The organism is Ruegeria sp. BHSA123 (genome assembly GCF_059613425.1).
Genome location: NZ_JBXWSL010000004.1, coordinates 1 through 14294, shown reverse-complemented (window position 1 = coordinate 14294; position 14294 = coordinate 1). Strand labels below are relative to the sequence as shown.

General features: G+C 57.6%; 13 protein-coding genes and 1 pseudogene. 11 read left to right on the top strand and 3 right to left on the bottom strand.

Annotated features, from left to right (window positions below):
• The first annotated feature begins 36 nt into the window (after positions 1-36).
• The 8 genes from tsaE to AC2FNC_RS03020 all read left to right on the top strand — a co-directional run bounded on the left by tsaE (position 37) and on the right by AC2FNC_RS03020 (position 9631).
• Positions 37-510 (top strand): tRNA (adenosine(37)-N6)-threonylcarbamoyltransferase complex ATPase subunit type 1 TsaE, encoded by a 474-nt coding sequence (tsaE, locus tag AC2FNC_RS03055; protein WP_480521324.1) that lies wholly within the window; start codon positions 37-39, stop codon positions 508-510.
• A complete protein-coding gene (locus tag AC2FNC_RS03050) occupies positions 507-1511 on the top strand; it encodes an aminoglycoside phosphotransferase family protein (RefSeq protein ID WP_480555981.1) in 1005 nt (334 codons plus the stop codon). The genes tsaE and AC2FNC_RS03050 overlap by 4 nt, the downstream gene beginning before the upstream one ends.
• Complete coding sequence (locus AC2FNC_RS03045; protein WP_496714589.1) at positions 1508-2194, top strand: nucleotidyltransferase family protein; 687 nt, start codon at positions 1508-1510, stop codon at positions 2192-2194. The genes AC2FNC_RS03050 and AC2FNC_RS03045 overlap by 4 nt, the downstream gene beginning before the upstream one ends.
• Complete coding sequence (gene addB, locus AC2FNC_RS03040; protein WP_496714588.1) at positions 2187-5111, top strand: double-strand break repair protein AddB; 2925 nt, start codon at positions 2187-2189, stop codon at positions 5109-5111. Before AC2FNC_RS03045 ends, addB begins: the two co-directional genes overlap by 8 nt.
• The gene (gene addA / locus AC2FNC_RS03035; protein ID WP_496714587.1) at positions 5108-8467 is read left to right on the top strand and encodes a double-strand break repair helicase AddA; all 3360 of its coding nucleotides are present in this window, start codon (positions 5108-5110) and stop codon (positions 8465-8467) included. The genes addB and addA overlap by 4 nt, the downstream gene beginning before the upstream one ends.
• Before the next feature lie 60 nt (positions 8468-8527).
• Positions 8528-8848 (top strand): thioredoxin, encoded by a 321-nt coding sequence (gene trxA / locus AC2FNC_RS03030; protein ID WP_209505247.1) that lies wholly within the window; start codon positions 8528-8530, stop codon positions 8846-8848.
• A 73-nt stretch (positions 8849-8921) separates the two neighbouring features.
• Positions 8922-9272 carry a Lin0512 family protein gene (locus tag AC2FNC_RS03025; RefSeq protein WP_496714586.1) on the top strand — a complete coding sequence of 117 codons (351 nt, stop codon included), beginning with the start codon at positions 8922-8924 and terminating at the stop codon, positions 9270-9272.
• Positions 9269-9631 (top strand): Lin0512 family protein, encoded by a 363-nt coding sequence (locus tag AC2FNC_RS03020; RefSeq protein WP_480624775.1) that lies wholly within the window; start codon positions 9269-9271, stop codon positions 9629-9631. The genes AC2FNC_RS03025 and AC2FNC_RS03020 overlap by 4 nt, the downstream gene beginning before the upstream one ends.
• Before the next feature lie 62 nt (positions 9632-9693).
• On the opposite strand, the gene AC2FNC_RS03015 is transcribed toward AC2FNC_RS03020, so the two are convergent.
• Complete coding sequence (locus AC2FNC_RS03015) at positions 9694-9888, bottom strand: DUF1127 domain-containing protein (RefSeq protein WP_480521310.1); 195 nt, start codon at positions 9886-9888, stop codon at positions 9694-9696.
• Between the two features lie 197 nt (positions 9889-10085).
• Between AC2FNC_RS03015 and hslV the strand changes: the two genes are divergently transcribed.
• Positions 10086-10643 carry an ATP-dependent protease subunit HslV gene (gene hslV / locus AC2FNC_RS03010; RefSeq protein WP_480496391.1) on the top strand — a complete coding sequence of 186 codons (558 nt, stop codon included), beginning with the start codon at positions 10086-10088 and terminating at the stop codon, positions 10641-10643.
• Here the strand turns inward: hslV and AC2FNC_RS03005 are convergent.
• The gene (locus tag AC2FNC_RS03005; RefSeq protein ID WP_496714585.1) at positions 10635-11876 is read right to left on the bottom strand and encodes an MFS transporter; all 1242 of its coding nucleotides are present in this window, start codon (positions 11874-11876) and stop codon (positions 10635-10637) included. The two genes, hslV and AC2FNC_RS03005, sit on opposite strands and share 9 nt — an antisense overlap.
• Before the next feature lie 105 nt (positions 11877-11981).
• Positions 11982-12383, bottom strand: a complete 402-nt coding sequence (locus tag AC2FNC_RS03000; protein WP_480482580.1) for a DM13 domain-containing protein — start codon at positions 12381-12383, stop codon at positions 11982-11984.
• 197 nt (positions 12384-12580) lie between these two features.
• Between AC2FNC_RS03000 and hslU the strand changes: the two genes are divergently transcribed.
• Together hslU and AC2FNC_RS02990 are read left to right on the top strand one after the other, a co-directional pair.
• The gene (gene hslU, locus AC2FNC_RS02995) at positions 12581-13888 is read left to right on the top strand and encodes an ATP-dependent protease ATPase subunit HslU (RefSeq protein ID WP_496714584.1); all 1308 of its coding nucleotides are present in this window, start codon (positions 12581-12583) and stop codon (positions 13886-13888) included.
• A 310-nt stretch (positions 13889-14198) separates the two neighbouring features.
• Positions 14199-14294, top strand: a pseudogene (locus tag AC2FNC_RS02990) (dTDP-4-dehydrorhamnose 3,5-epimerase); the annotation flags it as partial.

Below are 14294 nucleotides of genomic sequence, written 5' to 3'. Positions count from 1 at the left end.
GTTGCAGCCGATTGGGCAGAACGTCATTGTGACGCCATGACGACGACCTCCCAAACCCTGACGTTTAAATCGCCCGATGAAACCGCAGATTTCGCGGCCCGTGTCGGGTCTTCGCTTGGTTCCGGGGATGTCCTGTTGCTTAGCGGCGCAATCGGCAGCGGCAAGACGCATTTCGCGCGCAACCTCATTCAATCACTTATGCCTGAACCGGAAGACGTGCCATCACCCACATTCACTTTGGTTCAGACCTATGACACCCCTGCCGGTGAGATCTGGCACTGCGATCTTTATCGGCTGAACGCGTTAGAGGAAGTGGATGAACTGGGTTTGGTTGAAGCCTTTGACACAGCAATCTGCCTTGTGGAATGGCCGGAAAAACTGGGCGCACTAGCCCCTGTCGCTGCGTTAAAACTGGCCTTCGAAACAGACCATGACACAGAAGAAACCCGCCACATGTCCTTGTCATGGACCGATCCGAAATGGGTAGACAAGTTGGAGAATGCCGGATGACAAACAGGACAGTCCTGGCAGAGGCCCTTATTGCACAAACTCCTTGGGTCGGGGCAACGCGTGCACCACTGGCCGGCGACGCATCGAACCGCCGGTACGAACGCGTGACCGATCCGGTCAGTGGGCGAACGGCTGTCCTGATGGATGCACCACCTGACAAGGGCGAAAGCGTCGAATCGTTTGTGCGTGTTGCCGAGTATCTGCGTTCGATTGGCCTGAGTGCGCCCGAGATTTACGCAGAAGACGCTGAATATGGATTTCTGCTGCTGGAAGATCTGGGTGATGATCTGTTTGCACGCGTCCTTAAAAAAGACCCGTCCAAAGAACGCCTTTTGTACGAGGCCGCGACAGACGTGCTGCTGCACCTGCATCAGGCGCCAATATTATCACTACCGTCTTACGATCCAGCCCTGATGACGGACCTGGCGGCACTGGCGCTTACGAAATACGCCGCTGGCATTCAGGGCAATGTTGATCAGGGCGTTCTGGACCGGTTCGAACTTCGGTTTGCAGATATTTTGCACCGCGAAACCTCTGGGGACAAAGTTGTCATTCAAAGGGACTATCACGCAGAAAACCTTCTGTGGCTGCCCAAGCGCGACGGCATAAGGCGCGTCGGATTGCTGGATTTCCAATTGGCCATGCTGGGGCACCCCGCCTATGATCTGGTGTCCTTGCTTCAGGACATTCGCCGCGATGTTTCGGTCGGAACAGAAATGCAGATGATCAACCGCTATATTGCAGGGTCAGGTATGGACGATCACGAATTTCGTACCGCGTACAGCGTATTGGGCGCGCAGCGAAATCTTCGCATCCTTGGCGGTTTTTCGCGGCTGGCAACCGACTACGGCAAGCCGCAATATCTGGACATGATCCCGGCGGTCTGGTCGCACCTCATGAGGGATCTGGAACACCCTGCCCTTGTTTCGGTGGCCTCGCTGCTGCACGACGCTCTGCCCCGACCAACACCTCAGAATTTGGCCAGGCTGAGGCCCCAATGACCGGATCACCCTTTGCCGTAATGTTGTTTGCCGCCGGGTTTGGCACCCGTATGGGCGCGTTGACCAAGGACCGACCCAAACCGCTGATCGAAGTGTCCGGGCGCGCCCTGATCGACCACGCGCTGGATCTTGTCGACAACCTTGGCCCTGTTCGCACAGTGGCAAACGTGCATTACCACGCCGATCAGCTCGACGCGCATCTCAGGCCCAAAGGCATTCTGATATCGCTGGAAGAGCCGGAGATTTTGGAAACCGGCGGCGGGTTGCGCGCAGCCCTGCCATTGCTGGGCACCGACCCTGTGTTCACACTGAATACCGACGCAATCTGGTCCGGCCCAAATCCATTGATGCTGCTGCAAAACGCATGGGACCCGTCCCGCATGGATGCGCTTTTGATGTGTGTTCCGACTGCGCAGGCCATTGGTCACGACAGGCCGGGTGATTTTACCGCCGATCAGGTGGGGCGGATCACGCGTGGGCCCGGCTTGGTTTACGGGGGCGCGCAGATCCTCAAGACACAAGGGTTGCACGCCATTTCGCAACCGGCGTTTTCGTTGAACCTGCTTTGGAACCAGATGCACGATCAGGGGCGTTTGTTCGGCATCGAGTATCCCGGTCGCTGGTGTGATGTGGGCCACCCCGATGGGATCGCTCTGGCCGAGGATTTGCTGGCAGATGTTTGACCCCGGACCCCTGCCCCGAGTCTTCGCCGTCCCGCCCGGTACGGATTTCCCCAAGGCGTTGGTCGACGGCCTGAGGCGGCGTTGTTCAGGCCCGCCCGAGGCTTTGGCGCGGGTGGGGCTGGTGTTGAACACGCGGCGTATGGAACGGCGCGTACGTGATCTGTTCAATCAGGGGCCACCATGCCTGCTGCCCCGCATCACGCTGTTAACCGATCTGGGGGACAGCGCTGATCTGGCGCATATTCCACCTGCCATCCCGCCCCTTCGGCGGCGTTTGGAATTGTCTCAGCTGGTGGCCAAATTGTTGGAACAACAACCGGATTTGGCCGCGCGGTCATCGGTTTTTGACCTGTCCGACAGTCTGGCGGCGCTGATCGACGAAATGCAGGGCGAAGGTGTGTCACCGGACACGATCCGGGGGCTGGATGTCAGCGACATGTCCGGCCATTGGGCGCGGGCTCAGACCTTTATCGGTATCGCAGATCATTTCATTGACACGGGCTCGCAGGTGATGGACGCGCAGGCCCGCCAACGTCGCGTGGTCGAAAACCTGATCACCCGCTGGCAAACCGATCCCCCCCTGCATCCGGTTATTCTGGCCGGGTCGACCGGTTCGCGCGGCACCACGCTGATGCTGATGGATGCCGTCGCGCGCTTGCCGCAAGGGGCGCTGGTACTGCCCGGTTACGATTTCGACCAGCCGGATCACGTTTGGGAAGGGTTGGATGATGCGTTGACTTCGGAAGATCATCCGCAATACCGGTTTCGCAAGCTGATGCGCGGGCTGGGCCTGTCACCCGGTCAGATTACTCCATGGACAGACCTGAACGCCCCCTCGCCTGCCCGTAACCGTCTGGTTTCCCTGGCTTTGCGCCCAGCCCCGATCACCGATGCCTGGATGAGCGAAGGCCCGAAACTGGCTGATCTACTCGGCGCAACCAAAGACCTGACACTGATCGAGGCGCAATCACCGCGGGACGAGGCTTTGGCCATTGCCCTGCGCCTGCGACAAGCTGCCGAAACCGGTCAGACCGCCGCCCTGATTACGCCGGATCGCATGTTGACCCGTCAGGTAAGCGCCGCGCTGGATCGGTGGAACATTCTGGCAGATGACAGCGCCGGTCTGCCGCTGCAACTCTCGCCCCCGGGCCGGTTTCTGCGACATGTGGCTGGTCTGTTCACGCGCCGTCTGGAGGGCGAGGCGCTGCTTACCTTGCTAAAGCACCCTTTGTGCCATGACGGCAGTGAACGCGGTAAACATTTGCTGCACACGCGTGATCTGGAACTGGATCTGCGCCGCAATGGCCCACCATTTCCGGATGGCACCAGCCTCACCGCATTTGCAGTACGCAAAGAAGCCCCCGAAAGCTGGGTCCATTGGGTTGTTCACCACTTCTGCGATCAGCAGATCAGTGGCGAGTTGGCGCTTTCCGACTGGGTAGATCGGCTCACAACACTGGCCGAGGCGATCTCGGCTGGCAGCGCAGGTGAAACCGGCACGCTGTGGGACAAGAACGCGGGTCAAAAGGCGCTGGCAGTGCTGAATTCTCTCAGGGATGAGGCGCAACATGGCGGGCCGATGACAGCCCATGATTTTGCCAATCTTCTGGGCGCGCTGCTTGCCGGGGAAGAGGTCCGCGACCGCGATGCGCCGCATCCGCATATCATGATCTGGGGCACACTCGAAGCGAGGGTACAAGGTGCAGACCTGTTGATCCTTGGCGGATTGAATGAAGGCAGTTGGCCAGGGGCGCCGGCGCCCGACCCCTGGCTGAACCGACAGATGCGCGACAGGGCGGGCCTGTTATTGCCTGAACGCCGGATCGGCCTGTCGGCGCATGACTTTCAACAGGCCATCGGCGCGCCCGAGGTCTGGCTAACCCGCGCAACCCGCTCGGATGATGCGGAAATGGTGCCGTCTCGTTGGGTGAACCGGCTGACAAACCTGTTGCAGGGTCTGCCTGAGCAGGGTGGCCCCCAAGCGCTGGCCGAAATGCGCGCCCGTGGCCAAAACTGGCTGAACTGGTCCGAGGCTCTGGAAGACACGCCGCGCATTGACCCCGCGCCACGCCCATCCCCGCGCCCGCCAGTTGTCGCGCGTCCGCGTCACCTGTCAGTAACGGAAATCAAGCGACTGATCCGCGATCCCTATGCCATTTACGCCAAGCATGTGCTGCGGTTGAAACCTCTCGATCCGCTTGTCCAGGCACCCGACGCGTTGCTGCGGGGGATCGTGATCCACGAAATCCTCGAACATTTCGTCAAGGATAGCGTGCTCGACAACGCCTTGCTGACGCGTGAGAATTTTCTGAAACGCGCGCACACATTACTGGAGCAGCATGTCGCCTGGCCCACGGCGCGACATCTGTGGCTGGCGCGGCTGGAACGGATCGCAGACGACTTTATCAGCGCTGAACTTTCGCGCCGGGGTGACGGTGGGCCAGTGGCCTTTGAAGCGGCGATGAAGCTGGTGCTGAACCCGTTGGACTTCACCATCACAGGGCGCGCTGACCGGATCGATCACAACAGCCGGGGGGCCTTGCGGATCATCGACTATAAAACCGGCGCGCCTCCAACAGAAAGCCAGCAATCCAAATTCGACAAGCAATTGCTGATCGAGGCCGCAATGGCCGAGCAGGGCGGTATCGAGGGGCTTGACCCGATGGCGGTGGCAGAGGCCATCTTCATCGGTATGGGTGGTGCCTATAATGAGGTGCCCGCGCCGCTGCTGAAAGAACCCGCCGACAAGGTTTTGACCGAGCTGAAAGAGTTGATATCAGCCTATTTAGAGTCTGATCAGGGGTATTCGTCCCGCCGAATGCTGCACAAAGATACGGATATCGGTGACTATGATCATCTTGCCCGGTTCGGCGAGTGGGACCGGACAGCCGAAACGCGCCCCGAGGATCTGACATGAGCGCGCGCAACGAAGCAACCGAACGGCAGGTGCAGGCCTCGCGACCCGATGCCTCGACCTGGCTGGCCGCCAATGCAGGGTCAGGGAAGACACGGGTTTTGACCGATCGGGTGGCGCGCCTGCTGCTGGGTGGCGTCCAGCCACAACACATTCTTTGCCTGACCTATACCAAAGCTGCTGCCAGCGAGATGCAGAACCGATTGTTTGACCGTCTTGGCAAATGGGCAATGCTTGAAGATGCCAGGCTGCAAAAGGACCTGGCCGAACTGGGCGTGACCGGCGCCATCGATTCAGACCGGTTGGCACAAGCGCGCACCCTGTTTGCCCGCGCCATTGAGACGCCGGGCGGCTTGAAAATCCAGACAATTCACTCTTTCTGCGCCTCGTTGCTGCGTCGTTTCCCGCTCGAGGCCGGAGTCAGCCCGCAGTTTTCGGAAATGGAAGACCGTGCGGCAGCTTTGCTGAGGGAAGAAATTGTTGAAGATTTCGCGGAAGGCCCGCAGGCACGGCTGATCGAAGACGTGGCCCGGTTTGTCACCGATTCAGGCTTTGACAAGCTGACTGCGGCGATCGCCCAAAAGCGCAACCTGTTCGCGCAACAACTGGATTGGTCTGATCTGTTGCAACGCTTCGAGCTGCCCTCGCATTTTAGCGATAATGCGTTGTTCCAAAGCGTTTTTTTGGGTGGTGAGGTTGAGCTGATCCAGTCAATGTTGCCCCTATTGCTCGAAAGTGGCGGCAATAATGCCAAGGCAGCGGCAAGGCTGGCAGGGTTTACCGAAGCACGATTGGCTCACTTGCCCATGCTGGAAGACGTGCTGCTGACCGGAAAAGGCGCAAAAGAACCGTTCACCGCCAAGATCAACGGCTTTCCCACCAAGCCCCTTCGCGAAGGTGCGCTGGCGGACCGGATGCCTCAACTCGAAGCTCTCATGCTGCGGGTCGAAGCTGCGCGTGAACGCCGACTGGCGCTGATTGCTGCCCAGAAAACCGCCGTTTTGCACCGCTTTGCCGCTGCATTCCTACCGGAATATGAGCGCTGCAAGCAGTTGCGGGGGTGGCTGGAATTCGACGATCTAATCCTGCGCGCACGTCAGGTTCTGAATGACCCGACGGTGGCTGAATGGGTGCTGTACCGTCTGGACGGGGGTATCGACCACATTCTTGTCGACGAAGCGCAGGACACCAGCCCCGATCAATGGGATGTGGTGGAAAAACTGGCTCAGGAATTCACTAGCGGGGAAGGGGCCCGATCAGGGGTCGAGCGCACTATCTTTGTTGTCGGCGATAAAAAACAATCGATCTATTCCTTTCAGGGCGCCGACCCGCAAGCCTTTGACCGTATGCAGGAAGAGTTTGACCGGAAACTCTCTGATTCAGGCTCTAAACTGTGGGATTCGACGCTGGAATATTCATTCCGATCCTCCAGCGCGATCTTGTCTCTGGTCGACACGCTTTTTGAAAACCGCGCCGATGCAGGATTTCAGAAGGAAAGTCAGCACCGCGCCTTCAAATCCGATTTGCCCGGTCGGGTTGATCTTTGGCCCGTCGTCGAGAAAGTCGAGGACGCGGAGGAGGGGGATTGGACCGATCCGGTGGACCGGCCCGGATCACGGCACCATACCGTTATTCTGGCCGAACGGGTGGCTGCGTCGATCAAAAAAATGATCGATGACGGCGAAACTATACCTGAAGACGGGGACACACAGGGCCAGTTTGTTCGACGCAAAGTTCAGCCCGGTGATTTTCTGATCCTTGTGCAACGCCGGTCTGACCTGTTCGCCGAGATCATCCGCGCCTGCAAGGTTGCCGGGCTTCCCATCGCCGGGGCGGACCGGCTGAAAGTGGGTGCCGAACTTGCGGTCAAGGATCTGGCTGCGCTGCTTAGCTTTCTGGCGACGCCCGAAGACAGCCTGTCGCTGGCGACAGTTCTGAAATCCCCACTGTTCGGATGGTCCGAGCAGCAGCTTTTCGATCTTGCCCATCGGCGGGAGGAGCAATTCCTGTGGGCTGCTTTGCGCAGACGCGCCGACGATTTCCCCAAAACTCTGGCCGTTCTGAACGATCTGCGCAGTCAGATCGACTTTCTGCGCCCCTATGACCTGATTGAACGCATTCTGACCCGACACGACGGGCGACGAAACCTGTTGGGCCGACTGGGACCCGAGGCTGAGGACGGTATCAATGCCCTGCTATCGCAGGCGTTGGCCTACGAGCGGACGGATATCCCCAGCCTGACTGGATTTCTGGTCTGGATGCAGACCGACGATCTGGAGATCAAACGACAGATGAGCGGGGTCGGAAATATGATCCGGGTGATGACGGTGCACGGCTCGAAGGGGTTGGAGGCTCCGATCGTCATTCTGCCTGATACCGGCAAACGCCAGCCGCCACGCGACGCCGAAATCATGGTGGCAGACGGGACTCCCCTGTGGAAGGTTTCGGCAGACCAATCGCCGAACCTGATCACTCGCGCCCGGACAGAGGCGCGCACCCGCGAGGAAAATGAACGGCTTCGCTTGCTTTATGTGGCTCTAACAAGGGCTGAAAAGTGGCTGATCGTGGCAGCGGCAGGTGATTTGGGTAAAGATGGCAACAGCTGGTACCAGATGGTAGAAGCAGCGATGGAAAGGGCCGGGGCAACGCAACTGCCTGGTTCAGATACACGTCGGCTGTCCCATGGCGACTGGGATGGGTTTCCACTGGTTGAGCTGTCACGCGCATCGGCTAAACATTCAGATCTACCTGATATGTTCCTGCACCCTGCACCTGAACCGGTTGTACCTGCGGCCACCATCAGCCCTTCGGATCTGGGTGGGGCCAAGGCGTTGCCAGGTGACGCTGGTCTGGATGAAGACGCTGCCAAACTGCGCGGAACCCGCGTGCACCTGCTGCTTGAGCATCTGCCCAAAGTCACGCAGGACCACTGGCCAGAGCTTTGCGCCCGCCTGCTGCCCGGCATGGGGCAAGAGGATCAGAACGCATTGCTGACCGAAGTCACAGGCGTGCTGACATCCGAAAGCCTGCGACACATTTTCACGCCGGACACATTGGCCGAAGTACCTGTAACTGCCGACCTGCGCGGGCAGCGAATGTATGGGATTGTCGACCGCCTGATCGTGACGGACACCGAAGTCCATGTAATTGATTTCAAATCAAATGCCACCGTTCCGAACCGGGTCGAAGATTGCCCCGAAGGGTTGCTTCGCCAAATGGGCGCGTATGCGCAGGCCCTGTCGCAGATCTATCCGGACCATAAGATACGCACCGCAATCCTTTGGACAAGAACGGCAAATCTTATGTGGTTGCCACACGATCTTGTGACGGATGCCGTGGCCTGCACCCAGATATCTTGACCTTGCCTACTGCCACCCCTACCTTCACAGCCCAAGCGCATTTCATTCAGGAGACATAATATGTCGACCGTAGCCGTCACCGACGAAACCTTTGACGCCGAAGTCAAGAACTCGGACGTTCCAGTTGTAGTGGATTTCTGGGCCGAATGGTGCGGACCCTGTAAGCAGATTGGTCCGGCACTGGAAGAGCTGGCCGCCGAATATGGCGGCAAGGTCAAGATCGCCAAGGTGGACGTGGACAACAACCCGAACTCTGCCGCCGCCATGGGCGTGCGCGGCATCCCGGCGCTGTTCATCTTTAAGGACGGTCAGGTTGTATCGAACCGCGCAGGCGCTGCCCCCAAAGCCGCGCTGCAAAGCTGGATCGACGAATCCATCTGATCTGGCGATAACGGATTGTTCGAAAGGCGTCTCAGATTGGGGCGCCTTTTTTGTTGAAACGGCGGGGAAACCAATGGCAAAAACGCGCGTTCTTGTAGAATTCGGGATGGGCACATCCCTGCGCCGGATGGACTATACCGAGTCGTCGCTGCGGGCGATCAGGGACGCGCTGTGGCACAACTCGGTCAATATGGCCGAACTTTTTGGTTTCCCGAAAGAGGCGATGATCATTGATGCCGAGATCGGCGTGCAGCAGCCGGATCAAGTGGATACCGACGCCCTCAAAGCCGTTTTCCCTTATGGTCAGCCCAACATTACCGTCGCAAAAGGTGGGTTGGACATCGAAAAACCGAATGGTGACGGCCACACGGTGATAGCCAACGCTGCACTGATCGTTTCTTTCAACATGGACCCGGCGCAATGAGTGAAAAGCGGATCATCCTGGAAATGGGCACTGGTAATGACCTTTATGGTCAGGATTATACCAAAGCAGCCCGCCGCGCGGTACAGGACGCGCTGCATCATTCATCCATCACGCTGTTTTCAAAGCTGGGGATCGATCACAACGAAATGCGCGTGCTTGTGACAATCGGCGTTCAGAATCCGGAACAGGTGAATTGTGAATTGGTTGCTGCCGACATGCCGCGCGGCCGAGCCGAGGTTCGCGCGGTCAAAGGTGGTCTGGATGTAGCTGATGAAGAAGCTGGCACTCTGCACGTCATTGCAACTGCCGCGGTCGAAGCTTTTTTACCCGATCTTGCCGGGAAATACATCCAGAGTTGAGCAACGAAAAAGCCGCTCGGAAATCCGGGCGGCTGGTTCGGTTTGATGATCCGTCGGTTGGATTAGATTTTTGCGATATCCGCGCGGCTCAGACCGATATCGTCCAGCTGCGTGTCGCTGAGTTCCGACAGAAGGTTACGTGTTTTACGTGCTTCATTCCATGCGACAACACTGTCGAATGCATTGATGAAAACGTCCGCCACGTGCAGGATGGTAGCTGCTCCGAGCGGCGCATGAATATTAGCTGTGGTTGCCATGTGCGCAGTCCTTATTGAAGAAACAGCCGACCCGTCGTCGGTTGTGAGCCTCATCTAGTACCGCTTGGCCGGACTCACAATTGCTGGTCCGGTAACCCCGAATTGCATTTTTTGCATATCTTTTGGGCAGTTTGGCAATGGGTTGCGCCAACAACCGGTCCGGCCCATATATACCGCCAGCAAAAGCGGAGACGATCATGGCAGATAACGACTTTCCCGGTTGGCACGGCACAACGATTATCGGCGTCAAGAAGGACGGTCATGTCGTCATTGCCGGCGACGGTCAGGTGAGTCTGGGTCAGACCGTGATCAAGGGCACCGCGCGCAAGGTGCGCCGCCTGTCTCCCGGAGGGTTCGAGATCGTGGCAGGTTTTGCCGGATCGACAGCGGATGCCTTCACGTTGCTGGAACGGCTGGAAGCCAAGCTTGAAGCTACGCCCGGCCAACTGGCCCGCGCCTCGGTTGAACTCGCCAAGGACTGGCGCACAGACAAGTATCTGCAAAAACTTGAGGCGATGCTGATCGTGACAGACGGCAAGGATCTGCTTGTCATCACCGGGGCAGGGGATGTTCTGGAACCCGAACACAATGTGGCTGCCATCGGGTCGGGAGGCAACTTCGCTCTGGCCGCCGCGCGTGCCATGATGGACAGCGACAGATCCGCAGAGGACATCGCCCGGCAATCCATGGCCATCGCAGCAGATATTTGCGTCTACACCAATGGCAACCTGACGGTTGAGACTATCTCAGGCTAAAAGCGCCTTGATCTCTTTGCCTTTCCATCGACGGTGCATGCCGATCAACCCCAGAACCGCCGCTACGATCACGATGTAATAGGGCACGCGGATATCGATGCTCATCAATCCGCCACCGATCAGTGACATGATCCCCCCCGCAAGGCAGAACACGGCGGTGGCCACGCCCATGGCCCAGCCCTGATCCGCCTCGCTGACGCTTGAGGAGAACAGGCCCAACAGTGTTGGATAAGCGATGCCGAACAGGAAATAGAAGAAAAACACCGGGACATAGCTGAATACACCGCTTGGGCTGAAGGCAAAGGCAAACCCGCAAATGACCATCACCACAAGCGACGTGTAAATGATCGCGTGTTTGCTGAACCTTTCCTGGGCAGGCTTCACCAGGAACGTGCTGGAAAAGGCCAACGCCACACCGATGACCACCATCGCCACGCTGCCCCCGATGATCCCATACCCGAATGCGCTGGTTAGGAAATTGTCGACAAACACGTAGAATGTGACATTGGCGATCATGAAAAACGAATAAACCGGCAGGATTTTCAGAACCAGCGGGTGTTCGCCAACTGCGATCAGGCTGTCGGTAATATCACGGGGGCGAAACACAAAAGGCTCGCGCTTGGTTCGGGTGTCCTTGAAAAAGAGCAGCACCAGAAATATCGCCACAAGAACCAACACGAACGCGCCATAGAACGGGGTTTTCAACGTGGCAAAGCCGCCGAATAACGCCGAATCCGACAAAACCGCGCCTATGATCGGCCCGCCGACAAGGCCAAAGCTAACACCTGTCACGATGTAGCCCATGTTTCGGTCCCGGTCAGACGCGTCGGTGCTGCCATCGATCATCGCCGCCTGCGCGATGGGCTGATTACCCGCAGTGAACCCGGTAATCGAACGGCCAACGATCAGCAGAAGCAGGTTATTGAGATAAAGCGCCACAATGGTCAACGCATATCCGGCCAGCGCCCCCCCAAGGCAGACCAGCAATGCATTCTTTCGCCCAATCGAGTCAGACACTTTCGAGACATAAACAACGCCCAGAAACCACGACAGGAAAAAGCATCCGATCACCAGACCATAATAAAAATGCCTGCGGCCGACAGGCGTGCTTTCCGGCAGGAAACCGGAGCTCGTTTCCATGATCAGCGAATTGATGATGGGAAAGACCAGACCTTGTCCGATCAGGTCCACGAACACCACGAACAGCAGGGTGATCTTGGCAATTTTCGTCATACAATTCGCCCCGTGCTCAAATGCTTTGGGGCGAGTGTAGCAGATATGCGCCGTGTCAGCTAACGGCGGATTAGAGGCCGGATGATCCGGCCTCTGTCGTTCAGATTATTTAAGCGACGCAACACCCAGCGGGACGCCAGCGACCTCACACCAGATGTAAACTTCGTTGTAGCCCGAGATGTCCATAGTTGGAGGCACCGCATAAGATTGCTTGCCTTTCAAATTCAGCAGTGCACCCAGCTTAGATGACGGGTCGTATTCGCCATCCTTACCGAATGCCACACGCGGGTCGGGGCCACCGTCCAACGAAAAGTCGTTGCCTAATTCAACGATATAACGATCGCCATCCTTTTTTACTTTGACCGAGCCGCTTGTTTCGTGCTTCGAGCGCCCCTCGAAATGACCCTTTTTCTTGTCACCCCCGGCCAAAGCCGCATTGGTGCCGACCAGAGTCAGAGCCGCGCCAGTGGCAGCCGCGTTCAGAAAAAGTGAACGACGAGTCATCATTTTATGTTCTCCATTAGATACGTGCGGGCGACTTTGCCCGTTGACGGAGACTATGCGCAGCAAATATCTGTGTGGCGATTCACATCACCTCGAATTTCCGTGTTCGGTTCGTGTGTTGGCGTGAGTTTTTTGTGATCAGCTTGTGTTTTCGCAGCTTATGATTAGGTTCCGGTGCGAAACAAACGGATAGAACACATATGACCGACCTGACCCCGCGCGAGATTGTCTCGGAACTGGATCGTTTCATTATCGGCCAAAAGGATGCCAAGCGCGCCGTGGCCGTTGCCCTGCGCAACCGCTGGCGCCGCAAGCAGTTGCCGGACGATATTCGCGAAGAGGTGTATCCAAAGAACATCCTGATGATCGGCCCCACCGGTGTCGGCAAAACCGAGATCAGCCGCCGTCTGGCCAAGCTGGCGCGCGCACCCTTTATCAAGGTCGAAGCCACGAAGTTCACCGAGGTTGGCTATGTCGGTCGCGACGTGGAACAGATCATCCGCGATCTGGCCGATGCCGCCATTCTGCAAACCCGGGAATTCATGCGCGAAGACGTCAAGGCCAAAGCCTATCAGGCCGCCGAAGACCGCGTGATTGACGCCATCGCTGGTACGGATGCCCGTGAAGGCACACGAGAGATGTTCCGCAAAAAGCTCAAGTCGGGTGAGCTGGATGAGACGGTCATTGAACTTGACGTCGCGGACAGTTCAAGCCCAATGCCGATGTTCGATATTCCGGGACAGCCTGGCAGTCAGATGGGGATGATGAATCTGGGCGATATCTTCGGTAAGGCGTTTGCCGGGCGCACGGTTAGAAAACGTCTGACTGTCGCCGAAAGCTATGAGGTGCTGATCGGGGAAGAGGCCGACAAGCTGCTGGACGATGAGACGGTCACCCGCACCGCATTGGAATCGGTGGAACAGAATGGCATCGTTTTTCTGGACGAGATTGACAAGGTCTGCGCCCGCACAGAAGCGCGTGGTAGTGATGTAAGTCGCGAAGGTGTACAGCGCGACCTGCTGCCCCTGATCGAAGGCACAACCGTTTCTACAAAGCACGGTCCGGTGAAAACCGACCACATCCTGTTCATCGCATCCGGTGCGTTCCATATCGCCAAACCATCAGACCTTCTGCCCGAATTGCAGGGCCGTCTGCCCATCCGGGTAGAGCTGCGCGCGCTGACCGAGGAAGACTTCGTTCGTATCCTGACCGAAACCGACAACGCATTGACCCGTCAGTACACGGCCCTCATGGCCACCGAAGAGGTTACGGTTGGGTTTACCGAGGATGGTATTGCCGCCCTGGCGCGGATCGCAGCCGACGTGAATCAAAGCGTTGAAAACATTGGTGCGCGGAGGCTTTACACCGTCATGGAACGGGTCTTTGAAGAGCTGTCATTCACCGCACCAGACAGGGCCGGAACGGAAATAACGGTCGATGCGCAATTCGTGAACGACAATCTGGGCGAATTGACCAAGTCGGCGGATTTGAGCCGTTACGTTTTGTAGCAGCTCGAATCCGATACCGCCGCTTTTCCCGTTTCTTTCCTCCGCTCTTTCGTTCCAAACAAAGCGTTTTACTCTTCACGTGATTGCATTTGTGGCCACCGGCAAGGAATGGACAACCAGAAGTTCAGCAAAGAGCCCCGTCAAGAAGGTCGCCAAAGCCATCAGACGTAAAACTCGACAAAATAGCTTGCCCATTCAACTTGTTCGCGCGGTCAGTTAACTACGCTCTGAAAATTTCGAATCGAAGTCACATTACAGATACGTGCGGCAAATCCAAAACGTAGGCAACAGACGTTTGAGGTTAGGTGTTATGGAGATTGAGCGGACGGGGTTGTCGGGTGTGTTGGTTATTCGCCCGCAGCGGCATGGGGATTTGCGGGGGTTTTTTTCTGAAAGCTGGAACAAG